General features: G+C 68.3%; 19 protein-coding genes. 9 read left to right on the top strand and 10 right to left on the bottom strand.

Annotated elements, in window-relative coordinates; genetic code table 11:
- The first annotated feature begins 88 nt into the window (after nt 1-88).
- Entirely contained in the window at nt 89-1,681 is a 1,593-nt protein-coding gene (locus tag AC5P8R_RS15580) for a phospholipase D family protein (RefSeq protein WP_049404698.1), read from the top strand.
- A gap of 3 nt (nt 1,682-1,684) precedes the next feature.
- On the opposite strand, the gene AC5P8R_RS15575 is transcribed toward AC5P8R_RS15580, so the two are convergent.
- Nucleotides 1,685-2,761: an HDOD domain-containing protein gene (locus tag AC5P8R_RS15575; protein WP_262088033.1), complete on the bottom strand. Its 1,077-nt coding sequence runs from the start codon at nt 2,759-2,761 to the stop codon at nt 1,685-1,687.
- A 278-nt stretch (nt 2,762-3,039) separates the two neighbouring features.
- On the opposite strand from AC5P8R_RS15575, the gene AC5P8R_RS15570 reads away from it, so the two are divergent.
- The gene (locus AC5P8R_RS15570) at nt 3,040-4,137 is read left to right on the top strand and encodes a Glu/Leu/Phe/Val dehydrogenase dimerization domain-containing protein (RefSeq protein WP_008264553.1); all 1,098 of its coding nucleotides are present in this window, start codon (nt 3,040-3,042) and stop codon (nt 4,135-4,137) included.
- A gap of 47 nt (nt 4,138-4,184) precedes the next feature.
- Here AC5P8R_RS15570 and AC5P8R_RS15565 read toward each other — a convergent pair whose 3' ends face one another.
- Nucleotides 4,185-7,028, bottom strand: a complete 2,844-nt coding sequence (locus tag AC5P8R_RS15565; protein WP_049404702.1) for an autotransporter serine protease — start codon at nt 7,026-7,028, stop codon at nt 4,185-4,187.
- A gap of 182 nt (nt 7,029-7,210) precedes the next feature.
- Here AC5P8R_RS15565 and AC5P8R_RS15560 point away from each other — a divergent pair, with 182 nt between their 5' ends.
- From AC5P8R_RS15560 to AC5P8R_RS15550, 3 genes are all read left to right on the top strand, one after another.
- Nucleotides 7,211-8,386, top strand: a complete 1,176-nt coding sequence (locus tag AC5P8R_RS15560) for a thiolase family protein (RefSeq protein ID WP_014647981.1) — start codon at nt 7,211-7,213, stop codon at nt 8,384-8,386.
- Nucleotides 8,387-8,510: 124 nt separating this feature from the next.
- Nucleotides 8,511-8,852 (top strand): hypothetical protein, encoded by a 342-nt coding sequence (locus AC5P8R_RS15555; RefSeq protein ID WP_005418203.1) that lies wholly within the window; start codon nt 8,511-8,513, stop codon nt 8,850-8,852.
- A gap of 156 nt (nt 8,853-9,008) precedes the next feature.
- Nucleotides 9,009-9,419 (top strand): hypothetical protein, encoded by a 411-nt coding sequence (locus tag AC5P8R_RS15550; protein WP_014647982.1) that lies wholly within the window; start codon nt 9,009-9,011, stop codon nt 9,417-9,419.
- A gap of 112 nt (nt 9,420-9,531) precedes the next feature.
- Here AC5P8R_RS15550 and AC5P8R_RS15545 read toward each other — a convergent pair whose 3' ends face one another.
- Entirely contained in the window at nt 9,532-11,169 is a 1,638-nt protein-coding gene (locus AC5P8R_RS15545) for an acyl-CoA dehydrogenase family protein (protein WP_049442339.1), read from the bottom strand.
- 113 nt (nt 11,170-11,282) lie between these two features.
- Here AC5P8R_RS15545 and AC5P8R_RS15540 point away from each other — a divergent pair, with 113 nt between their 5' ends.
- The 4 genes from AC5P8R_RS15540 to pdeM are packed head-to-tail and all read left to right on the top strand — an operon-like array spanning nt 11,283 to nt 16,972.
- A complete protein-coding gene (locus AC5P8R_RS15540) occupies nt 11,283-12,281 on the top strand; it encodes a ligase-associated DNA damage response exonuclease (protein ID WP_014647984.1) in 999 nt (332 codons plus the stop codon).
- Nucleotides 12,278-13,885: an ATP-dependent DNA ligase gene (locus AC5P8R_RS15535; RefSeq protein ID WP_046431931.1), complete on the top strand. Its 1,608-nt coding sequence runs from the start codon at nt 12,278-12,280 to the stop codon at nt 13,883-13,885. Before AC5P8R_RS15540 ends, AC5P8R_RS15535 begins: the two co-directional genes overlap by 4 nt.
- Complete coding sequence (locus AC5P8R_RS15530) at nt 13,882-16,341, top strand: ligase-associated DNA damage response DEXH box helicase (protein WP_197606545.1); 2,460 nt, start codon at nt 13,882-13,884, stop codon at nt 16,339-16,341. The genes AC5P8R_RS15535 and AC5P8R_RS15530 overlap by 4 nt, the downstream gene beginning before the upstream one ends.
- Entirely contained in the window at nt 16,331-16,972 is a 642-nt protein-coding gene (gene pdeM / locus AC5P8R_RS15525; RefSeq protein WP_069116204.1) for a ligase-associated DNA damage response endonuclease PdeM, read from the top strand. The genes AC5P8R_RS15530 and pdeM overlap by 11 nt, the downstream gene beginning before the upstream one ends.
- A gap of 1 nt (nt 16,973) precedes the next feature.
- Here the strand turns inward: pdeM and AC5P8R_RS15520 are convergent, their stop codons facing one another.
- From AC5P8R_RS15520 to AC5P8R_RS15490, 7 genes are all read right to left on the bottom strand, one after another.
- Complete coding sequence (locus AC5P8R_RS15520; RefSeq protein ID WP_014647988.1) at nt 16,974-17,243, bottom strand: hypothetical protein; 270 nt, start codon at nt 17,241-17,243, stop codon at nt 16,974-16,976.
- A 180-nt stretch (nt 17,244-17,423) separates the two neighbouring features.
- The gene (locus AC5P8R_RS15515) at nt 17,424-18,692 is read right to left on the bottom strand and encodes an FAD-dependent oxidoreductase (protein WP_180834815.1); all 1,269 of its coding nucleotides are present in this window, start codon (nt 18,690-18,692) and stop codon (nt 17,424-17,426) included.
- Nucleotides 18,693-18,817: 125 nt separating this feature from the next.
- Nucleotides 18,818-19,024 carry a cold-shock protein gene (locus AC5P8R_RS15510; RefSeq protein ID WP_005410590.1) on the bottom strand — a complete coding sequence of 69 codons (207 nt, stop codon included), beginning with the start codon at nt 19,022-19,024 and terminating at the stop codon, nt 18,818-18,820.
- A gap of 88 nt (nt 19,025-19,112) precedes the next feature.
- Nucleotides 19,113-19,859 carry an S-methyl-5'-thioinosine phosphorylase gene (locus tag AC5P8R_RS15505; protein ID WP_006461208.1) on the bottom strand — a complete coding sequence of 249 codons (747 nt, stop codon included), beginning with the start codon at nt 19,857-19,859 and terminating at the stop codon, nt 19,113-19,115.
- A gap of 82 nt (nt 19,860-19,941) precedes the next feature.
- Nucleotides 19,942-20,496 (bottom strand): hypoxanthine-guanine phosphoribosyltransferase, encoded by a 555-nt coding sequence (locus AC5P8R_RS15500; protein ID WP_014038078.1) that lies wholly within the window; start codon nt 20,494-20,496, stop codon nt 19,942-19,944.
- On the bottom strand, nt 20,496-21,503 hold the full coding sequence (nagZ, locus tag AC5P8R_RS15495) for a beta-N-acetylhexosaminidase (protein ID WP_014647990.1): 1,008 nt from the start codon (nt 21,501-21,503) through the stop codon (nt 20,496-20,498). Before nagZ ends, AC5P8R_RS15500 begins: the two co-directional genes overlap by 1 nt.
- A 160-nt stretch (nt 21,504-21,663) precedes the next feature.
- Nucleotides 21,664-22,359, bottom strand: coding sequence for a DsbA family oxidoreductase (locus AC5P8R_RS15490; protein ID WP_014647991.1), 696 nt, complete (start codon nt 22,357-22,359; stop codon nt 21,664-21,666).
- Nucleotides 22,360-22,427 lie beyond the last annotated feature (68 nt).

Raw genomic sequence — 22,427 nt, 5'->3', positions numbered from 1 at the left:
TTCCCGTGGAGAGGGATCCGGGGGTCGGATCCCGTGCCGAAGGCAGGGGCTCTGACCCCCTGTCGATCCTGCAGGCATTCCTTCACGCATGGCGTGGCTCTACCATCGGGGCATGAGCCTGCCCAAGCCGCTGTGGCGACGCCTGCTGCGTGTTGCCGCGATCATCCTCGCCGTGCTGGTGCTGCTGGTCCTGTCCGGGCTGCTGCTGGCCGACCATCTCACGCCGCAGGCGCATGGCGCGCCTTCGCACGTGCTGCCGCTGCAGCCGGCACAGACCCGCATCGACCAGCAGATCGTGCCGCTGCAGGCGGCCCATCCCGGCCAGTCGGGCGTGGCCTTCCTCAGCGATGGCATGGATGCCTTCGCCGCCCGCGCGATGATCACCACCCAGGCCGGCCGCAGCCTGGACCTGCAGTACTACATCTGGCACGACGACCTGATCGGCCACCTGATGGCCAAGGCGCTGTACGACGCCGCCGAGCGCGGCGTGCGCGTGCGCATCCTGCTCGATGACATGAATGCCAAGGACAAGGACGCGCTGATGATGGCGCTCGATGCCCATCCGAACATCGAGATCCGCCTGTACAACCCGTTCCGCAACCGGACCGGCATCCTGCGCATGGTGGAGATGGTGCAGCGCTTCTTCAGCGTGAACCACCGCATGCACAACAAGAGCTGGATCGCCGATGGCCGCGTCGCAATCGTCGGTGGCCGCAACATCGGCGAGGAGTACTTCAGCGCGCGCACCGACGTGAACTTCCAGGATCTGGACCTGCTGGTCGCCGGCCCCGCCGTGGAGCAGGCCAACCGGATCTTCGACGACTACTGGAACAGCGAAACCGCCATCCCGGTATCCGCGCTTGCCTTCCATACCGACGCACAACTGCGCCTGCTGGTGCGCGAATCGGACCACGAGGCGCAGCGGGACGTGGCCCGCCCCTACCTTGCGCGCGTGGCCGAATCACGCCAGCGGCAGCGCCCGAGCCCCGAGCCGTTGCACTGGAGCGGTGCCGTGCGCATCGTGTCGGACCCGCCGATGAAGCACCGCAGGGATGATCGCGCCACCTGGCTGGTGTCGACCCTGATCAGCGAGCTGCAGGCCGCCCGGCACAAGGCCCTGTTGATCTCGCCCTACTTCGTGCCCGGCAACGAGGGCCTCGATGGCTTTTCGGCAATGGCCGGGCGGGGCGTGCAGGTGGGCGTGGTCACCAACTCGCTGGCCGCCAACGACGTCGCCGCCGTGCACGGGGGCTACATGGGCTACCGCGTGCCACTGCTGGAAGCCGGCGTCCACCTGTACGAGCTGAAGGCACAGGGTCAGTCGGGCGATGCCGGCGTGTTCGGCAGCAGCGGCGCGAGCCTGCACACCAAGGCATTCCTGATCGATGACCGCCGCGGTTTCGTCGGCTCCTTCAACCTGGACCCGCGCTCGGCCTACCTGAACACTGAAATGGGTGTGCTGTTCGACGATCCGGTGCTGGGTACACAGCTGCGGGACGAATACCTGCGCCTGGCTGACCCCAGGCACAGCTGGTGGCTGGCACTGGACGACCGCCGCCGGTTGCGCTGGCTGGAGCGCGAACCGCCACCGCACTGGGTGGAGGCCGAGCCAGGGGCAACGGCGCGCAAGCGCTGGTTGTCGCGGGTGATCAGCTGGCTGCCGGTGGAATCGCAGCTGTAGCGCTCAGGACGCCGGAGTGGCCTCATCCTGTCCGGCCTCGTCCAGCGTTTCCACGTTGCGCCCATGCAGGCGCCGCCAGATCCAGCGCAATGCATGCGGCGGTGCCGAAGGCAGCTGCTCCAGCAGGGCCAGCATGCGGCTCTGGCTGGCATGCCCATGGCGACACAACAGGCTGGCCGCTGCGGCCGCGCTGGCCAGGCGCAGGCTGTCGGCCAACGGTCCTTCCGCATCCACCGCCAAGGCCTGGTGAACCGGCTCAGGCAACTCCCATGCGGCAGCGACCCGCTGCGCCAGCGGCAACGACCACTGCTGCAACAGCTGCAGGGCCAACGCCGGCTCCACGGGCTCGCCACGGGCCTGTGCCTCCTGCAGCAGCTGGCGCATCACCAGCGCCGCACCCAGCCCCTGCACCAGGCCCAGCCACTGCGCGGCGAAGGCATCGCCGAAGGTGACCGTGCGTGCGTGGTCGGCCGCTGCACGCGATGCCAGCAGTGCGTGCTCCCAGATGATCGCGCTGAACTGCGGGAACACCTCGCATTGCACCTGCATCACCGGCTGCACCAGTACCGCACTGATGATCTGGCGCACGCCCTCGGTGCCGACCAGGGTCACCGCCCGCTGCAGGCTCTCTACCGGGCGCTCGTGGACCTTGTAGGCCGGGCTGTTGGCGATGCGCAGCAGGTTGCCGGTCAGCACCGGGTCCTGGCCGATGATCGCGGCCATCACCCGGGCCGAGGCGGCATCGTCGTTGACGGTCTGGATCAGCTGCGGCAGCAGCTGCGGCCGGCGGGGCAACTGCCTGGCCGCCCAGTCGCGGTCCTGCAGCGCGCGCGCCACCGCCTCGCCCAGGCCTGGGTCCTGCACCGGCGTTGGCTCGCCGGCCAGCCGTGGGTACAACGCAAGCGCATGCAGCCCACGTTGCAGGTGAGCGGCGATCTCCGGCGACGGCAGCGCCTCGCCCTGCAGGCTTGCGGCTGCGGCGGCCACCGCCTGGCGGGATGCGGCAACCAGCCGCGCCGGTGCCGCCCCGGTCGAACGTGTCAGCCAGCCGCGCAGCGATCGCCACCATGCCGCTGTCATCGCCGCCCGCCCTGTCGTTGTGATGCCCCTGCCGTCACTGACCGCCCTGCCTCTTCACGCCCATCCGGCCACCCGCCGTCGTCGCAGCATCGGCCGCACTTTCATCTTCTTTAACCTGGCGGCCGCCGACGTCGACGGCAACGGCCGGGCGAATGGACTAGAATGGCGCCGCGCGACCCGTCCCCCAGCCATGACGACGTCGCTTTTTTTGTTTTGGGACCCTACCGTTCACTGGCCGTTCGCTGCAGTTCGCCGCTGTTCGCGCCATCGGAGACGCCATGCTATTCGAAACCCTCGCCACCACCGGCCACGAACAAGTGGTGTTCTGCCACAACCACGATGCCGGCCTGAAGGCGATCATCGCCATTCACAACACCACCCTGGGCCCGGCCCTGGGCGGCGTGCGCATGCGCCCCTACGCCAGCACCGACGAGGCACTGGCCGACGTGCTGCGGCTGAGCCGGACGATGACCTACAAGAATGCGCTGGCCGGCCTCAACGTCGGTGGCGGCAAGGCGGTGATCATCGGCGACCCGAAGGTGGACAAGACCGAGGTGCTGTTCCGCGCCTTCGGCCGTTACGTCGACTCGCTGGGCGGCCGCTACATCACCGCCGAAGACGTCGGCACCGACGTCAACGACATGGAGAACATCTACCTGGAGAGCCAGTTCGTGACCGGCGTGCACCAAGTCCATGGCGGCTCCGGCGATCCGGCCCCGTTCACCGCCTACGGTGCGCTGCAGGCGCTGATGGCGGCGATGCGCTTCAAGTTCGGCCACGAGGAAGTGGGCAAGACCAGCATCGCGGTGCAGGGCCTGGGCCACATCGGCATGGAGCTGGTGAAACTGCTGCGCGACCGCGGTGCCAAGCTGTATGTCACCGACCTGGACAGCGCACTGGTTGATCGCGCGGTCAGCGATTTCGGCGCCGAAGCGGTCAAGCCCGACGAGATCCACGAAGTGAACGCCGACGTGTTCGCACCGTGCGCGCTGGAAGGCGCCATCAACGCCGACACCCTGCCGCGGATCAAGGCCAAGATCATCTGCGGTACCGCCAACAACCAGCTGTCGAGCCTGGAAATCGGCGATGAACTGCATGCGCGCGGCATCCTGTATGCGCCGGACTATGCGGTCAACGCTGGCGGCGTGATGAACGTGTCGCTGGAGATCGATGGCTACAACCGCGAACGCGCGATGCGCCTGATCCGCAGCATCTATCACAACCTCACCCGCATCTTCGAACTGTCGCAGCGCGAGAACATCGCGCCGCAGCGTGCGGCCGACCGCATCGCCGAAAGCCGCATCCTGTCGATCGGCAAGCTGAAGATGCCGCTGGGCCGCAGCACCCCGCGCCTGGGCAACCTGCGCGGCGGCTGAGCCTGCCGATGTCGCGCCGGAGCTGACGTCCCGGCGCGACCTCCCGCTCAGAACCCGGTGCTGTAGCGCAGCGCCGCCTGGCGCGCGCCCTCGCCACCGACGCGCTGGTCGAAGCCCAGGCTCAGGCGGCCATTGCGGCCCCACCACGACTCCAGCGCCACGCCGAACAGCGCACTGCCACGCGGTGCGTCCCATCCCGCCAGGGGTGCCCAGGCATCGACACCAACGAAGCTGGCCTGCCAGTCCGCATCGGCACCGTCGAGCCGTTGCTGCCACTCGGCGTGCCCGCGCAGCGTCCAGCGCCCCCAGCCGCGCTCGCCGCGGATACCGGCCAGCATCTGGCTGCGCTGCACGCGGTTGGCGTCGCCACGCAGGCCGAAGCCGAAACCACCCAGCTCATTGAAGGCATCGGTATCCACGCGCGTGGTGCTGGCACCCAGATACGGTGTCAACGACGCGCCCGCGCGGCCAAAACGATAGCCGCCTTCGACGCTGGCACTGCTGAAGCGTCCGCCGTAACGTGCGGAAACACCATAGGCACCGGCGCCCAGCAGCAACTGGCGATCCAGCGCACGGGTGAACTGGCCGCTGCCGACCTGCGCCAGCGCATAGCCCCGGCCCAGGTTCCAACCGGCGTACAACTGTGCCTGCGCCTGGCGATCACGCCCACGATCGCCGCCGAAGCTGCTGCCACCATTGCTGCGGGTCTCGCCAAAGGCCACGCCCATCAGCCCATTGCTGCCCAGCGGCAGGTCCTGGCCGGCCATCCAGCCACGGCTGTCGGCGGCATTGCCGGCAAAACTGCCCTGCCCGGCCTCACCGAGCGCGCTCTGCCAGGCCCCGCGCAGGCGCGGCGCCGCCTGCACGCGATCGAAGCGCTCGGCGATCGCACGGCGCGACATGTCGATGCTGTCGAAGGTGGCCGACTCGGCCCGCGCATGCGCCTGCCCGGACAGGCTCTGCAGGCTGGCTGCCAGGCCCTCGCTGCCACCGCCGGTCCACTGCAGCGCACCGGCCGCCGTGCCGAAGGCCGAGCCCTGCAGCGCAGGACTGCCATCGAGGGCGCTGAACGCACCTTCCAGTCGTTGCGCCGCGGACTGCGCCGAGGCCGCGAGCCCGGTCGCCGCCGCCGTCACGCTCACCTGGGTCAGGTTCAACCAGGCAGTGTTGCTGTCATAGCCATAGCTGCTCTGCAGCAGCGACAGGCCCTGCAGGCCGCTGGAGGAGGCCGGGCTGCTGAAGGTGCCGCTCAGGCCACCGGCCGCATGGACCAGGTCCTGGCGGCTGCCGTTCTGCGGCACGTAGCCGGAGACGAAGCCATGCACGCGCACGCCACCATTGATCGAGGCCGTGCCGGTCACCTGCAGCGCATTGGCACCGAGCGCGATCATCAACTGGCCACCCGCCTGCTGCGTGTAGTTGCCCTCGATGGTGCCGGTGGTGCTGCCGGTGGTCAGGAACACGCTGCTGCCGTTGACCACGTTGCCGATCACGCGCGGCGTGCCGCCATTGAACTGCAGGCCGGTCGAATCCGGGTCGGGCTGGCCAAGGATGGTCACGTTGGAACGGATGACACCGCCGTTCTGCAGCGACAGGATGCCGCGTTCGATGCGGGTGGCGCCGCTGTAGCTGTTGTTGCCTGCGAGCACCAGGGTGCCCCCGCCCTGCTTGACCAGGCCGCCGCTGCCGACGATGTCGTTGCTCCACAGCGAGCCGCTCGATGGCGCATCGACATTGGCCACTACATCACCCCAGTCGAAGCGGCCCGGGCCCTTGATCGCCCGCGAGATGTCGAGCAGGCCGTAGCCGAACACCGCATCCACGCCGGGCGCGCCGATGTCCTTGGCCGTGCCCAGCAGGGTCTGCCGCACCAGGTTGTTGTCGAAGTACGGGTAGCGCTGCCAGACCAGCGCGGCGGCGCCGGAGATCAACGGGGCGGCGAAGGACGTCCCGTAGTTCCAGTAGTAGGTGCTGCCATTGGCATCGGGATAGACCGCGCTGCCCGGCGCCGCCAGGCAATAGCGCGCCGCCTGCCCGCAGGCATTGGCGTAGCTGGCCAGCGTGCCCGGTGCATAGGGATCCACTGCGGTCGCCACCAGCCAACCGCGCTCCAGGTCGGCCGCCGGCAGCGAGCCGGCAACGCCCAGCTGGCTGGGCAGGGCGGCCAGGCTGCTCGGTTCGGTGCGCGCATCGTTGCCGGCCGCGAACACCACCAGGCCGCCATGGTTGATGACGAACGGACGGTACTCGGCCGCCACCTGCGCGGTGGTCGGCAGGTCGGTCCAGTACAGGCCGCCCCACGAGTTGTTCATCACCTTCACGTTGTAGCTGATCAGGTCCTGGTGGACCTGCGCCACGCCCAGCGGACCGCTGAAGGAATTGCCCTTGCCGCTGCCGTCATCGACCGGCGGCTTGTCGGCGATGATCCGCGCCGAAACGATCTGCGCACCGGGGGCGATGCCGCCCGGCCAGGTTCCCACCGGCGCGCCGGCGGCCAGGCTGGCTACCGCCGTGCCGTGGCCCACCACGTCGTCCACCAGCAGGTTGTTGCGCGCCGGATCGATGTAGTTGAGGTTGCCCACCACCCGCCCGTTCAATGCCGCTGCGTTGCGCTGCACGCCCGAGTCGACGATGCCGATGCGCACGCCCTGCCCGGTCAGGCCGACGGCCTGTGCGGCACGCGCATTGGTCACTGACAGGTGCGCGTCGAAGGCCGGTTCCTGCGGCTTGGCCGGAGGCGGTGCCGTCGGAGGGGGCGTCGTTGGGGGTGTGGGGGTGGTCGGAGGGGGATCGATGCGGACATTGCCGCCGCCTCCGCCGCCGCCACATGCCGTCATTGCCATCGCCAGCGCCGTTGCCAGCGCGGACCTAACCATCGTCGTGCGTTCCATCGATTCCTTCCCATGAACGTTGACCTGCCTACATCCCGGCAGGCGTGCGGTGCCGCCCAGCGGCGGCCCTCCCCGACCCTCTATACTTGGGCCGACCCCCACGCAGTCTGCCGGGAAACCGGGGCGCTTCCAACGTCCGCGGTCTCCTTTCCGAACATTGCTTACGCATCAACGAGATTGCCATGTCCAACATCGTCATCGCCGCCGCCAAGCGCACCGCCATCGGCTCCTTCCTCGGCCAGTTCAACGGCGTGCCGACCCCCACCCTCGGCGCGGCCGCCATCGCTGCCGCCCTGGAACAGTCGGGCGTACCGGCCAGCGACGTCTCCGAGGTCCTCATGGGCTGCGTGCTGCCGGCCAACCTCGGCCAGGCGCCCGCCCGCCAGGCGGCGATCGCCGCCGGCATTCCGCTGTCGACCGGCGCCACCACCCTCAACAAGGTGTGCGGCTCGGGCATGAAGACCATCATGCTCGGCCATGACCTGATCAAGGCCGGTTCGGCCAGCATCGTGGTCGCCGGTGGCATGGAATCGATGTCCAACGCCCCGCACCTGCTGCCGAACTCCCGTACCGGCAACCGCTTCGGCAACTTCCAGGCGGTCGACCACATGGCCCACGACGGCCTGGTCAACGCCTATGACGGCAAGGCCATGGGCGAATTCGCCGAATGCGCCGTGGACAAGTACCAGTTCAGCCGCGAGGAGCAGGACGCCTACGCGATCGAATCGGTCAAGCGCGCGCAGGCCGCACAGGCCAACGGTGCGTTCGCCGACGAGATCGTCGCGGTGAAGGTAGCCACCCGCAAGGGTGACGTCGAGGTCGCCACCGACGAGCAGCCGGGGCGCTCGGATATCGCCAAGATCCCGACCCTGCGTCCGGCCTTCAAGAAGGACGGCAGCGTCACCGCCGCCAGTTCCTCCAGCATCTCCGACGGCGCCGCCGCGGTGGTCCTGCTGACCGAGGAAGACGCGGCCGCCCGTGGCATCACTCCGCTGGCCCGCATCGTCGGCCACGCCACCCATTCGCAGGAACCGGAGTGGTTCACCACCGCCCCGATCGGCGCGATCCACACGCTGCTGGCCAAGACCGGCTGGTCGCTGGACCAGATCGACCTGTTCGAGATCAACGAGGCCTTTGCCGTGGTGGCAATGGCGCCGATGCGTGAGCTGGGCATCCCGCACGACAAGCTGAACGTGAATGGCGGTGCCTGCGCGCTGGGTCATCCCATCGGTGCCTCCGGTGCACGCCTGGTGGTGACCCTGGTCAACGCCCTGCGCACGCGCGGTGGCAAGCGCGGCATTGCCACCCTGTGCATCGGTGGCGGCGAAGCAACGGCAATCGCCATCGAATTGATTTAAAAAGATTTAACGATGATTTCGCAAAAATGAATGCGGGATCGCTTGACACCCAATCTTGGCTTGTCATCATGTTGTCGGCGCGCAGCATGCGCGTTGCCTAATTCTAACGACGAGGATTTACACAATGAGCATCAACAAGCTGCTGGTCGCGATGTCCCTGGCTCTGGCCCTGGCCGCCTGCTCGAAGCAGGAAGCTGCCCAGGACGCCGCTGCTTCGGCCAACGAAGCCGCCACCGAAGCCCAGGCTGCTGCCGACCAGGCCGCCGCTGCCGGCGCCCAGACCGCCGACGCTGCCCAGCAGGCTGCCAACACCGCCGCCACCGCTGCTGACGCTGCGACCGACGCTGCTGCCAACACCGCTGCTGCCGCGACCGACGCTGCTGCTGGCGAAGCCAAGGACGCTGCCAAGGCTGCCGAAGCTACCGCTGAGCAGGCCAAGGACGCTGCTGAAGAAGCCAAGAAGTAATAACTTCTTTCTTCACGCTGTTCCGGAAAAGCCGCTGGTTCGCCAGCGGCTTTTTCTTTGCGCCACTGCCACCTCGCGGCGCGGGCATCGCGACCCCGCCTTCACAACGGCATGAATAGGCTGGCGTCCCCATCCATTGCAGTACCGGAGACCGCCATGAAGATTCGCCCGATCACCACCACCCTGCTGGCCGCCTCCCTGCTGCTGGCCCTGGCCGCCTGCAAGGGCCCGGAAGCCGAACAGGCCAAGCAGGACGCGCAGCAGGCCGCTGACAGCGCCGGCGCGGCTGCCCGCGATGCCGTCGACAAGGCGGCAGAAGCTACCCGTGACGCCGCCGACAAGACCGCTGCAGCCTCCGAGCAGGCCGCCGCCGATACCCAGCAGGCGCTGGACAAGGCTGCAGACGCCACCGCCAACGCTGCCGACAAGGCCAAGGACGCCGCAACCGACGCCGCCGCACACGCCAGCGACGCGACTGCCAACGCCGCACAGAAGGTGGCCGACAAGGCCCGCGATGTCGCCAATGACGCGAAGGCGAACGCCGCCAAGGAAGAAGCCAAGCACTGAGGCGTACCGGCAGCCAGGCATGGGCCCGGCGCTACAGGAAAAGCCGCGGCACTGCCGCGGCTTTTCTGCTTTTCGCTTTGCGTTTTTTCCGTTGATTCCGTGGTGGGCGCTCCTACGGCAGCGCGCGCACCAGCATCGCCGACAGATCCACGCCCGTCGGCAGGGTCCCGAACACCAGCCCATGCTCCGCTTGCAGCCGGCTGCGCACGAACGCCTCTGCCATCGGACTTTGCGCACGCAACAGCAGCGCGGCCTGCAACAACAGCACTGTGCGCTCGCAGAACAGCCGCGCCTGCGACTCATCCGGTGGCGGTGCTGCTGCCCACCGCTGCAAAGCCGCTGCGTAGCGCGCATCACGATCGGCCACCGCCGCCAGTTCAGCGCGCAGCGCCGCCAGCGCCTCCGGTTCGCGCGCCAGCGCGCGCAGCACGTCCAGACACTGGATGTTGCCGCTTCCTTCCCAGATCGAATTCAACGGTGCCTGCCGGTACAGCCGCGGCAGCATCGATTCCTCCACATAGCCCGCGCCGCCCAGGCATTCCTGTGCTTCATTGACGAAGGCCGGCGCGCGCTTGCACAACCAGTACTTGCCCAGCGCCGTCCCCACACGCGCCAACGCGGCTTCGTTGGCATCCACGCCGGCCCGGTCCACCGCACGCGCGATGCGCATCGACAGCACTGTGGCCGCTTCCGACTCCAGTGCCAGGTCGGCCAGCACATTGGTCATCAACGGGTGCTCGACCAGCAGCTTGCCGAACGTGCGGCGATGACGTGCGTGATGCAGCGCCTGCGCCAGCGCCATGCGCATTTCCGCCGCCGCGCCCAGCATGCAGTCCAGGCGGGTCATCATCACCATGCCGATGATGGTGGCCACGCCCCGTCCCTCCTCGCCCACGCGCCACGCCTGCGCCCCGCAGAACTCGACTTCGCTGGAGGCATTGGCCCAATCGCCAAGCTTGTCCTTCAAGCGCATCAACCGGAATGCGTTGCGGTCGCCGTCGGCCAGCCGGCGCGGCATCAGCAGGCAGGTCAGTCCTCCCGGCGCCTGCGCCAGCACCAGGAAGCCATCGCACATCGGTGCGGAAAAGAACCACTTGTGACCGACCAGGCGATAGCGCTCGCCATCGATCGGTTCAGCGCGCGTGCTGTTGGCACGCACATCCGAGCCTCCCTGCTTCTCGGTCATGCCCATGCCCAGCGTGATGCCGGCCTTGTCCGCCACCGGTACATCGCGCGGGTCATAGACCGGCGCTGCGGCCTTGCGCGCCCACTCGGCCAGGTGCGGCTGCGTGTGCAGCACTGCAACTGCCGCATGGGTCATCGTCAACGGGCAACTGGTGCCAGCCTCGGCCTGGTGGTGCAGGTAGCTCAACACCGCGCGCGCGACATGCCCGCCCGGTTGCGGCTCGTGCCAGGACAACCCGGCGACCCCGTGCGATTTCGCTGTGCCCATCAACTGGTGATAGGCCGGATGGAACTCCACCGTATCGATGCGATGGCCCTGCGCATCATGCGTGCGCAGGCGCGGCCGATCGCGGTTGGCATCGAAGCCGAGCCCGTACAGTTCGTCACCCGCCAGCGCACCATAGACCGCCAGCCGCGGCGCGAAGCCGCCAGCGCCTTCGCGCTGCACCGCCTCCATCAGCGCCACGTCATCGGTCCACAACTGGCGCCCCGCGAACGACGGCGGCTGGTTCAGCACCACATGGGTTTCGTAGGGCGCATTGCTGCTGAAGCTGGGTCCACTCATCCGGTCCGTCCTGGCGGCAAGAGATCTGCGGTCCGATTGTGCCGCATCGCCTGCCAAGCCCGTGTTCAGGCCGATTCTCACCCTGTGCACGAGCGGCCGGCCACAGTGACCGCATGGCAGTCAATGACGATCTGGTGGTCCTGCGCCCCGAAGGGCTGTACTGCGCCGCCGGTGATTTCCACATCGATCCCTGGCGACCGGTCCCGCGCGCGGTCATCACCCATGGCCACGGCGATCACGCACGCCCGGGCATGGGCGAATACCACTGCAGCGACGGCAGCCTGCCGATCCTGCGCTGGCGCCTGGGCGATGTGCCGGTGCAGGCGCATGCCGAGGGCGTGCCGTTCCGCCTGGGCCGGGTGCAGGTATCGCTGCATCCCGCCGGCCATGTACTGGGGTCTTCGCAGGTGCGCATCGACGACGGGCAGCAGGTCTGGGTGGCGTCCGGCGACTACAAGCGCCAGCCTGATCCAACCTGTGCGCCGTTCGAAGTGGTGCCCTGCGATGCCTTCATCACCGAGGCCACCTTTGCCCTGCCGATCTATCGTTGGCCGGACACGCCCACCGTCGCTGCGGAGATCGTGGCGTGGCGCCGCGAATGCGAACAGCGCGGCGAAGCTGCCATCCTGCTGTGCTATGCACTGGGCAAGGCGCAACGGGTACTGGCCGAACTGCTGCCGCTGGACGATCGCCCGGCCTGGCTGCACGGTGCCATCGCCAATGGTGTGGAGGTGTATCGGCAGGCCAACGTGCCAATGCTGGAGACGCTGGCGGTGGCCGAGCAGGGTCGCCAGCCGGATGCCGCCGGCCAGTTGATCCTCGCCCCGCCCTCGGCCGCCGGCACGCCGTGGATGCGCCGCTTCGGCCGCTACCAGCTGGGCTTCGCCTCGGGCTGGATGCAGCTGCGCGGCAACCGGCGTCGCCGCAACGTCGATCGTGGCTTCGTCATTTCCGATCACGCCGATTGGCCCGCACTGCTGCAGACCATCGAACAGACCGGCGCGCAGCGGGTGATCGCCACCCATGGCAATACCGATGCGTTGATTCCCTTCCTGCGCGAGCGCGGCGTAGCGGCTGAAGCCTTCCGTACCGATTTCGGGAGCGAGGAATGAAGGCCTTCGCGGCGCTCTACCAGCGCCTGGACCGCAGCACCGCCACGCTGGACAAGCGTGCGGCATTGATCGATTACTTCCGCCAGGCAGGCGCGCACGATGCGGCGTGGGCGTTGTACCTGCTCAGCGGTGGCAAGGTGGGCGGCGCACGCCGCAAGATCGCCGCCAGTGGCGAACTGCGCGCCTGGATTGCCGAAGAATCCGGCTTGCCGCCATGGCTGGTGGAAGACAGCTATGCGCAGGTCGGTGACCTGGCCGAAACGTTGACCCTGCTGCTGGATGATCCATCCCAGCCCGCCGCCGACCGTGCGTTGGCGGATTGGATCGAACAGCATCTGCTGGCGGTGGCCAACCAGCCCGAAGCGGTACGCCGTGCGGCGGTCGTCGCGGGCTGGCAGCAGCTGTGCAGCAGCGAACGCCTGGTGTTCAACAAGCTGCTGACCGGCGCCCTGCGCGTTGGCGTCTCGCAGCGGCTGGTGCAGCAGGCACTGGCGGAGTGGTCCGGGCTGGACATCGCGCGCATCGCCCAGCGCATGCTTGGCGAGTGGGTGCCCTCGCCCGCACTGCTGGGCCAGCTGCTGTCGCCGGATGAGCTGCCACTGGACCGGCAGCAACCCTACCCGTTCTTCCTCGCCTCGCCACTGGAAGGCGATCCTGCCGAACGCCTTGGCCCCATCGAAGATTGGCTGCTGGAATGGAAGTGGGATGGCATCCGCCTGCAGCTGCTGCGCCGGCGCGGCGAGGTCGCATTGTGGTCACGCGGCGAAGAGCGGCTGGATGGTCGCTTCCCCGAAATCGAACAGGCGGCGATGGCGCTTCCCGATGGCTGCGTGCTGGACGGAGAGCTGCTGGCCTGGGACGAAGCCACGGACCTGCCGCGTGCATTCACCGCGCTGCAGACCCGCATCCAGCGCCGCAAGCCCGGTGCGGCTACCCTGCGCAACACGCCGGTGCGCGTGCTCGCCTATGACCTGCTGGAACACGATGGCGCGGACCTGCGTGAGTTGCCGTTGCGGGAACGGCGTGCACGGCTTGCCGACGTCGTCGGTGCCCTGGGTGATGCACGGATCCAGCTCTCACCCGACGTTGCCGCCGAAGACTGGCCGCAGGCAGCGGCGATGCGCGATGTGGCACGCGAACGTGGCGTGGAAGGGCTGATGCTGAAACGTCGTGCCTCGCCCTACCAGGCCGGGCGACGCCGCGGTGACTGGTGGAAATGGAAGGTCGATCCGCTCACCATCGATGCAGTGCTCCTGTACGCGCAGGCAGGCCATGGGCGGCGCAGCACGTTGTACACCGACTACACCTTCGGCGTCTGGGACGGCGACACGCTGGTACCGGTGGCCAAGGCCTATTCGGGCCTGGATGACAAGGAGATCCTCGCGCTTGATCGCTGGATCCGCGCCAATACCCGCGAGCGCTTTGGCCCGGTGCGCAGCGTACGCCCCGAACACGTCTTCGAACTGGGCTTCGAGGCGGTCAACCGCAGCAGCCGGCACAAGTCCGGTATCGCCGTACGCTTTCCACGCATCCTGCGCTGGCGCCACGACAAGCCAGCCAGCGAGGCCGATCAGCTGGCTACCCTGCAGGCGCTGGCGCGATGAACCGCAGCCAGGCACTACGCCGGCTGGAAGACTGGTTCGCGTCGAAAGGCTGGCGCTCGTTGCCGTTCCAGCGCGCGATGTGGCGGCACTATCTCGCCGGCGGATCCGGGTTGCTGCACACGCCCACAGGCAGCGGCAAGACACTGGCGATGTTCGGGGGACCGCTGCTGCAGGCCATGATCGACCCACCGCCTTCGCCCCGCCGCGCCAGTGCGGTACGCCCGCTGCAGGTGCTGTGGGTGACGCCCTTGCGCGCGTTGGCCAGCGACACCACGCGTGCACTGCAGGCCGTGGTCGATGGGCTGGGGCTTGGATGGCGTGTCGGCCTGCGCAGCGGTGACGCCAGCAACCGCGAACGACGACAGGCACGCGAGGGCCGCATCGACGTACTGGTCACGACGCCGGAATCGCTGGCGCTGCTGTTGAGCTATCCGGATACGCTGCCGCGCATGCGCCAGCTGCGCTGCGTGGTGGTGGACGAATGGCACGAACTGCTGGGCAACAAGCGCGGTGTCCTGCTGCAGTTGAATCTGGCCGTGCTGCGCGATGCCGCGCCTGCATTGCAGCTGTGGGGGCTGTCGGCCACGCTGGGCAATCTGGATGAGGCGCGCGACGTGCTGCTGCCCGGACAGCCCGACGCGCCGATCGTGCAGGGCGTGCGCCCGCGTGCGACCACGGTGCGCAGCCTGCTGCCCGAACCCGGTGAACGCTTTCCCTGGGCCGGGCACCTGGGCCTGGCCCAACTGCCGCGGGTGCTGGACGCATTGATGCAGGCACGCAGCAGCCTGCTCTTCACCAACACCCGTGCACAGGCAGAACTGTGGCATCAGGCGCTGGCGTCGGTTTGGCCCGAGGAACACGACACGCTCGCGCTGCACCACGGTTCGCTGGATCCGGCGCTGCGCCAGCAGGTGGAGGACGGGCTGCGTGCAGGAACGCTGCGCTGCGTGGTCGCCACCTCCAGCCTCGACCTCGGCGTGGACTTTCCCGAGGTCGAACAGGTACTGCAGCTGGGCAGCCCGAAGGGCGTCGCCCGCCTGCGCCAGCGCGCCGGACGTGCGCGCCATCGTCCCGGTGCCAGTGGCGCGATCCTCTGCGTGCCGAGCCATGCGCTGGAACTGGCCGAGTACGCAGCCGTGCGTCGCGCACTGGCCGAAGGCGTGGTCGAAGCACGCAGGCCGCCGATGCTGTCGCTGGACGTTCTGGCCCAGCATGCGGTCAGCCGTGCCCTGGCCGGTGGCTTCCACGGTGATGCGCTGCTGGCGCAGGTCCGGCGCACCCATGCGTTCGCATCCCTGGCCGAGGACCAGTGGCAGGCCGTGCTGACTTTCATCGTGCAGGGGGGCCAGGCCCTGGCCCAGTACCCTGACTTCCACAAGGTCGTGCAGGACGCCGATGGCCGCTACCGGATGCACGACCGGCGCCAGGCACTACGCCACCGGCTGTCGATCGGCACCATCAGCAGCGATGGCAGCGTGCGCGTGCAGTTCCTGCGCGGGGCCGGCCTCGGCGCCGTGGAGGAACAGTTCGCCAGCCGCCTGCGCCGCGGAGACCGCTTCCAGTTCGCCGGACGCCTGCTGGAGCTGGTGCAGCTGCGCGACATGACCGCCTTCGTGCGGCTGGCACGAGGGCGCGGTGAAGGTGTCGTGCCCCGCTGGCAGGGAGGCCAGCTGCCGCTGTCGATGGCACTCGGCAGCGAACTGGAGTCGGTGCTGTCAGGCGCCGACGACAGTGCGGAAGCGCGCTGGCTGGCACCGCTGCTGGCACTTCAGCAGCAGGTGTCGGCGCTTCCCGGCCCGGACCACGTGCTGCTGGAGGACGTACGCCGCCGCGAAGGCCAGTTCCTCTTCGTCTATCCCTTCGCCGGACGCCACGTGCACGAGGCGCTGGCCGCCCTGTTGGCACTGCGCTGCACCCGCCAGCAACGCAACAGCATCGGCTATGCCGTGAATGATCACGGCCTGGTGCTGGCACCGGCGCAGGCGATCGACCTGGACGCGGCGCAATGGCATGCGTTGTTCACCACCGATCAACTGCTGGACGATCTGCGTGCGGCGGTGAACCTGGGCGAGCTTGCGCGGCGCCAGTTCCGTGGCATCGCGCGCGTCGCAGGCCTGCTGGTACCCAGCCTGCCGGGGGGTATGCCGCGATCGCTGCGCCAGCTGCAGGCCTCGGCGGGCCTGCTGTATGACGTATTGCGCGAGCATGACCCCGAGCACCTGCTGCTGGCGCTGGCCGAACGCGAAGTGCTGCATGACAGCCTTGACCTGCCGGGGCTACGCCAGGTGCTGGTCCGGATCGGCGCGCGACGCATGTCGATGCAGCGCCCTGCATCGCTGACGCCCCTGGGCTTTCCACTGTGGGCCGAACGCCTGCGCGGACAGTTCAGCAACGAGGACTGGCGTACCCGCGTGCAACGCGCGGCCCAGCAGCTGGAACGTCGCCATGGCCGATGAAATACCGCTGCTGCTTGCCGGCGAACCGGTGACCCTGGCGGGGGCACGCGCACTCTACTGGCCGGCGCGGCAGGCGCTGCTGATCGCGGACCTGCACCTGGGCAAGGCCGATGTGTTCCGCCGCGCCGGCATCGCGCTGCCCAGCGGCGGAACCGGCGAAGACCTGCAACGCCTGCAGGGTCTGCTGGACAGGCACGCCTGCCGCGAACTGTGGATCCTGGGCGACATCCTGCATGGGCCGGCGCATCGCGCCGCCTGGTACCAGCAATGGCTCGGCTGGCGCGAACGCAACACCGCACTGGACGTGCATGTCCTGCGCGGAAATCATGACCGGCAGCTACCGCATGCCCAGCTGCAGGTGCATATCCACGAGGAGGTGCGGCTGGCGCCCTTCCTGCTGCGCCATGAACCGTGCGCAGACCCGGCGTGGCACGTGGTCGCAGGCCACCTGCATCCGCAGGTCGCACTGCCCGCATTGCGCCGGCGCTTCCCGGCCTTCTGGCTGCGCGAGCGGATGACGGTCCTGCCGGCCTTTTCCGCGTTCACCGCCGGAATCGTTCCTGCTCCCGCCAGCGGCGAACAGATGATCGCCTGCGTGGAAAACGGCCTGGTGGAACTGCCAGTGGCTTGAATCAGGCCGGACGAATGTCCAGCTGCGGCATCAACTGGAACTCAGGCGTGTCAACTTCACGTCGCCGCGGCAAGGCCTGGATTGCCGCCAGCATCTCCTGTGCGCAGGCGCGGATGCGTCCGTGGTGCTCCGGCGATGCATGACTGATCAAGCTGCCCACATGGAATTCGAACACGTCCTCCAGTACGTCGGGCTGGTCCTCGTGCAGCATCTGCAACAGTCCGCGCAGCTTGCAGATTTCCGATTCCAGCTCCTCGACCGCGAACCACATGGCGTCCTCCTCTTCAACAACAGGCGGCACGTCCGGGCCGCGACAGGCCGCAACGGCAACGCCGCCCGGGCCACGCGCGATGTCAATCACGGAAAGGAAAACGGGCGACGCGCAATCGCGTGCAACCTACTTCTCGCATATACACGGTGAGGCAACCGTTAATTCGCGTGACAGCGCGCTTCACGCATTCGCAGTGATCGCGCTGATGCCAGGCATCTGCGCCCCTGCAGCCAACGCGTCGACAAATGCCGGATCCAGCGCAAGCGAACCGAACCAGCCATGCTGGGTACCGCTGAGCACGCGCAGCATGTGGCCACGCCCACCCGGCAGGCGCCCCATCGGCCCGAGCAGCACGTCGCGCGCCTTTGCCCAGGCATCGCGATCAGACTGGAACAGCGGCGTCAGCCAACGGCTCCAGCGCTGGTAGACCGCAACGTGCGCCCTGCGCTGCGCCTGGTAGGCCTGCAATGCAGCGCCTCCCCCGCCATGTGCGCGCACGGCATCGCGCAATGCCAGCGCATCGAGCAGCGCCATGTTCACGCCCTGCCCCAGCTGCGGGCTCATCGCATGTGCGGCATCGCCGGCCAGCACCATGCGGCCGCAATGCCAGCGCGTCATCACGGCGTCACGGTAGACCGCGCGCGCCAGCTGGCCGGCATCATGCAGATGCGCAAAGCGCGCGCTGGCCTGCGGCCACAGCGCGTGCAGCTCGTCCAGCCAGGGCGTCATGCCATCGGCCTGCCATCGTTCGAAGTCGGCGCGTGGCAGGCTCCAGAAGAAGCTCAGGCGCGGCGTGTCATCACCTGGCCGCGTACCGACCGGCAGCAGCCCGATCATCTTGCGCGCGGCCACGTAGCGCTGCCGCAGCTCCTGCAGGTGCGGCCAGTCCTCGGCCGGCAGCAGGCACCACAGTGCGCCCCAGGGATACACGCGGTCCAGCCTGGTGCCGCCTTCGATCGAGCCGCGCAGCGTCGAAGCCGCACCATCGGCGGCCACCACCAGGTCGAACGGCCCATGCATGCGGCCCTCACTGTCATGCAGGCGGCCCTGTGCGGCATCCACTGCGGCGATGGTGACGCCGGCATGCAGCTGGCCCGCACCCGCACGCGCCCCGTCCAGCAGCGAGAACAGCGCCCCACGCTGCATGCCGAGGCCGTGCAGGCGCGCGTCCAGGCCGTCATAGCGCATGTCCATCACCGTGCGCTCGCACGGTGTATCGCCATACAGACGGTGCACCGGCGCCGCATGCGCGCGCACGGCATCAAGCAGGCCCATCTGCCACAGCACCTGCAGGCCGCTGGGCTGCAGCAGGAAGCCGGCGCCAACCGGCCCCGGCGAGGGCACGCGTTCGAAGATCTCCACCTCGTGACCATCACGAGAGAGCAGGATGGACAATGCCTGTCCAGCGGTGCCGTAGCCGATCACGGCGATGCGCAGTCGTTCCTTCATCGGCGCATTGTGCCCGAGCGCAAATCCGGATGGCCACCTGGAACCCTGCCCACAGCGCCGCAATCCCCGTCGCGACGCAAAAAAAACCCCGCCGGAGCGGGGTTTTCAACGCACTGTCGAGTGGATCACTCGGCCGGCGTGATGTTCGAAGCCTGGGCACCCTTCGGGCCCTGGGTCACGTCATAGGTGACACGCTGGCCTTCCTGCAGGCTGCGGAAGCCCTTGGAGTTGATGGCGGAGAAGTGCGCGAACACGTCGGCGCTGCCATCCTCCGGCGAGATGAAGCCAAATCCCTTGGCGTCGTTGAACCACTTGACGGTACCGTTCGGCATGGTGATGCGAGACCTTATGCAATGAATGGGTGGTGTACGCTGAACCCGCGCACAAGCTGAGTATGCAAAGCTTGCTCGGGGAAGACAATCACCCCCGCGCCAATTCGCCCACCAGTTCCGGAAGTCCGTTGCTGGCCGCCTGCACGTTCGCCAGTACTTCGGCCATCGTAATCTCCTCGCCATCACCGCAGCCGGCGGCCCAGTTGGCGATGATTGCCAGGCAGGCGTAATCCAGCCCCAGCTCGCGTGCCAGCGCGGCCTCCGGCATGCCGGTCATGCCTACCAGGTCGCAGCCGTCACGGCGCATGCGGGCGATCTCGGCGATGGTCTCCAGGCGCGGGCCCTGCGTCGCGCCGTAGCAGCCACCGTCATGGACCGTGACGCCGGTCACTTTCGCTGCCGCCAGGATCTTGCTGCGCAGCATCGGCGTATAGGGGTGGCCGAAATCGACGTGGACCACGTCGGTGCCTTCTTCTTCACAGATCGTGCTGATGCGGCCCCAGGTGTAGTCGATGATCTGGTCCGGGCAGGCCAGCACGCGCGGGCCGAAGTCTTCGGTGATGCCACCCACCGTGTTCAATGCCAGCACGCGCTGCGCGCCCAGCTGCTGCAGTGCGGCCAGGTTGGCGCGGTAGTTGATCTTGTGCGGCGGCAGTGAGTGCCCCTCGCCATGCCGCGCCAGGAACGCCACGCGATGACCGAGCAGCGTGCCCACGCGCACCGGGCCGGACGGGCGGCCAAAGCGGGTGTCGACCTCGTGGGTCTGCACGTCGTCGAGCTTGGCCAGGTTGTAGACACCGGTACCGCCGATCACGGCCAGGGCGATCTGTTGCATTCAAAGCACTCCATGGAAAGACGAACGCCGGCATCCGAGGATGCCGGCGGTGGAAGAAGACGCGCCGCAGGCAGCTGCGCCGTTACTCCTTCATTGCGTAGATCGCCGGCACGCAGCGCAGGGTCTCGTTGACGTCCATGCCGAAGCCGAACACGTAGCGGTCCGGCAGCTCGATGCCGGCGTAGTCGGCGGTCACGTCCGGCAGTGCGCGGTCGTGCTTCTTCACGGTCATCGCGGCGATGCGCACGTCGGTCGCGCCCTGCTCCAGGCACCAGGTGCGGACGCCCTGCAGGGTGTAGCCCTCGTCGAGGATGTCGTCGATCAGCAGCACGCGGCGGCCGAACAGCGAGGTGGCCGGCTTGTGCTTCCAGACCAGGTCTCCGCCGGTGGTTTCACCGCGGTAGCGGGTCGCGTGCAGGTAATCGAACTGCACGTCCTGGCCGCGCGCGCCCAGTTCCAGCGCCAGCTGGCCGGCGAACGGCAGCGCACCATGCATGATGGACAGGAACAGCGGCACCTCGCCCTTGTAATCGCGCGCGATGGCGTCGGCGATACCAGCGATGGCCTTGTCGATGGTGGGGCGGTCGACCAGCAGGTCAGCCTGGGCCAGGGCCTGGGAAATGGTGAGGTTGGGCATCAGACGGTTCTTCCAAGGGTTTCAAGCAGACGGGATTGGGTGTCGCCATGGCGGGCGTCGGCCAGCAGGCCGTCCCAGCCGAGCGCGCCGCGGCCAAGCAGGCCCAGCAGCGCAGCAGTATTGAGGGAGCGTCCCTGCACCGCGTGCAGGGCTTCATCGACCAGTTCCGGGTGGCAGACCAGCACCACGTCGCAGCCGGCATCCAGGTGCGCGTGCACGCGTGCCGGCACGCCACCGGCACTGTGCGAGGCGGCCATGCCGATGTCATCGGAGAACACCACGCCACGGAAGCCGAGCTCGCCACGCAGGATGTCCTGGATCCAGCGCGGGGAATAGCCGGCCGGCTCCGGCGCCACCTGCGGATAGATCACGTGCGCCATCATCACCGCATCGGCACCGGCGGCGATGCCGGCCTGGAACGGCACCAGGTCCTGGGCGCGCAGTTCGTCCAGCGCGCGCGGGTCGATCGCGGTATCGACGTGGGTGTCTTCCAGCACGGTGCCGTGGCCGGGGAAATGCTTGAGCGTGGCGGCCATGCCGACCGCATGCATGCCGCGCACATAGGCGGCGGTGAACGCGGCCACCACCTGCGGGTCTTCACTGAAGGCACGGTTGCCGATGGCGCGGTTGCCGCGGCCAAGGTCGACCACCGGCGCGAAACTCAGGTCGAGGCCGCTGGCACGTACTTCGCTGGCCATCAGCCAGGCATGCTGCTCGGCCAGGGCCAGCGCCTGCTGCGGGTCGGCGGCGTACAGCGCGCCGATGTCCTGCAGCGGCGGCAGCGCGCTGTAGCCCTCGCGGAAACGCTGCACACGGCCGCCTTCCTGGTCCACGCAGATCAGCTGCGGGCGCGGGGCGGCGGCACGGATCGCCGCACTCAGATCGGTCACCTGCTGGCGCGAGGCGAAGTTGCGCTTGAACAGCACCACCCCGGCCACGGCGTCGTGCTGCAGCCAGTCACGTTCCTGGGCGGTCAGTTCGGTGCCGGCAACGCCGATCAGCAGCATGGTCGATCTCCACAACGCGCGCCCGCATGGCGCAGTGCCGCATTGTCGCAGAACCGGCCGACAGGCGCAGGGGTCAGACGAAGGGGAGTGTGGGGTCAGAGCTCCTGCGGGGATCTGACCCCGGGGTCGGATCCCCGCAGGGGCTCTGACCCCGATCTGCTCAGACTTTGCAGCCGTCCGGGCCGCAGGCCTCGTCGCCGTCAGCCGAAGCTGCCGGGGCGCCCTGTTCGGCTGCGATCTGGCGAAGGGCGTTGGCGAAGGCCTCTGGCGGCTGGGCCCCGGAAATGGCCCACTTCCCATCGATGACGAAAGTCGGCACCGAGGAAATGCCCAGTGCATGGGCCTGCGCCAGCCTGGCTTCGACCTCGGCCAGGCCGCGGTCGGAGCCCAGCATCTGCGCGATTTCAGCACCGTCCAGGCCGCCAGCCACGCCGGCCTTCACCAGCACTGCAGTATCGGCCAGATTCTGGCCATGCTCGAAGTGGGCACGGAAAAGTGCTTCGCCGACCGCATCCTGCACGCCGTGCTGGCCGGCCAGCCACAACACCCGATGGGCCGGCAGCGTGGTCACCCGCACCTGGCCCTGGCTGAAATCCATCGGCAGGCCCTCGGCCCGCGCGGTGGTCTGGGTCTGGCCGAGGATCTGCTCGGTGCGCTCGACGCCACCGAACTTGCGCACATAGGCCTCGCGCAGCGGCACCGGGGTGGCGTCCGCGTCCGGGTCCAGCTGGAACGGCTGCCAGTGGATATCGAGTTCAGGCGCATTGGCGCCGAGCAACTGCACACCCTGCTGGAAGCGATGCTTGCCGATCCAGCACCAGGGGCAGACCACGTCGGAGTAGATGTCGATTCTCATCCCCACCACATGGGGCCCGCCTCCCTCGAAAAAAGGGGACGGAGGGGATTAAGTCGTTTCCAGCACAG

This window comes from Stenotrophomonas sp. YJH_SMC_73 (genome assembly GCF_059370155.1).
This window is presented reverse-complemented; position numbering and strand designations above follow the sequence as displayed.

Excerpts from the sequence above, each read along its gene's own strand:
- AC5P8R_RS15505 (WP_006461208.1), bottom strand. The coding sequence starts at position 19,859 with ATGCAACAGATCGCCCTGGCCGTGATCGGCGGTACCGGTGTCTACAAC.
- AC5P8R_RS15560 (WP_014647981.1), top strand. The coding sequence starts at position 7,211 with ATGTCCAACATCGTCATCGCCGCCGCCAAGCGCACCGCCATCGGCTCC.
- AC5P8R_RS15580 (WP_049404698.1), top strand. The coding sequence starts at position 89 with ATGGCGTGGCTCTACCATCGGGGCATGAGCCTGCCCAAGCCGCTGTGG.
- AC5P8R_RS15535 (WP_046431931.1), top strand. The coding sequence starts at position 12,278 with ATGAAGGCCTTCGCGGCGCTCTACCAGCGCCTGGACCGCAGCACCGCC.
- AC5P8R_RS15555 (WP_005418203.1), top strand. The coding sequence starts at position 8,511 with ATGAGCATCAACAAGCTGCTGGTCGCGATGTCCCTGGCTCTGGCCCTG.
- AC5P8R_RS15520 (WP_014647988.1), bottom strand. The coding sequence starts at position 17,243 with ATGTGGTTCGCGGTCGAGGAGCTGGAATCGGAAATCTGCAAGCTGCGC.
- AC5P8R_RS15540 (WP_014647984.1), top strand. The coding sequence starts at position 11,283 with ATGGCAGTCAATGACGATCTGGTGGTCCTGCGCCCCGAAGGGCTGTAC.
- pdeM (WP_069116204.1), top strand. The coding sequence starts at position 16,331 with ATGGCCGATGAAATACCGCTGCTGCTTGCCGGCGAACCGGTGACCCTG.
- AC5P8R_RS15570 (WP_008264553.1), top strand. The coding sequence starts at position 3,040 with ATGCTATTCGAAACCCTCGCCACCACCGGCCACGAACAAGTGGTGTTC.
- AC5P8R_RS15530 (WP_197606545.1), top strand. The coding sequence starts at position 13,882 with ATGAACCGCAGCCAGGCACTACGCCGGCTGGAAGACTGGTTCGCGTCG.
- AC5P8R_RS15550 (WP_014647982.1), top strand. The coding sequence starts at position 9,009 with ATGAAGATTCGCCCGATCACCACCACCCTGCTGGCCGCCTCCCTGCTG.
- AC5P8R_RS15500 (WP_014038078.1), bottom strand. The coding sequence starts at position 20,496 with ATGCCCAACCTCACCATTTCCCAGGCCCTGGCCCAGGCTGACCTGCTG.
- AC5P8R_RS15510 (WP_005410590.1), bottom strand. The coding sequence starts at position 19,024 with ATGCCGAACGGTACCGTCAAGTGGTTCAACGACGCCAAGGGATTTGGC.
- AC5P8R_RS15545 (WP_049442339.1), bottom strand. The coding sequence starts at position 11,169 with ATGAGTGGACCCAGCTTCAGCAGCAATGCGCCCTACGAAACCCATGTG.
- nagZ (WP_014647990.1), bottom strand. The coding sequence starts at position 21,503 with ATGCTGCTGATCGGCGTTGCCGGCACCGAACTGACCGCCCAGGAACGT.
- AC5P8R_RS15575 (WP_262088033.1), bottom strand. The coding sequence starts at position 2,761 with ATGACAGCGGCATGGTGGCGATCGCTGCGCGGCTGGCTGACACGTTCG.
- AC5P8R_RS15565 (WP_049404702.1), bottom strand. The coding sequence starts at position 7,028 with ATGGAACGCACGACGATGGTTAGGTCCGCGCTGGCAACGGCGCTGGCG.
- AC5P8R_RS15490 (WP_014647991.1), bottom strand. The coding sequence starts at position 22,359 with ATGAGAATCGACATCTACTCCGACGTGGTCTGCCCCTGGTGCTGGATC.
- AC5P8R_RS15515 (WP_180834815.1), bottom strand. The coding sequence starts at position 18,692 with ATGAAGGAACGACTGCGCATCGCCGTGATCGGCTACGGCACCGCTGGA.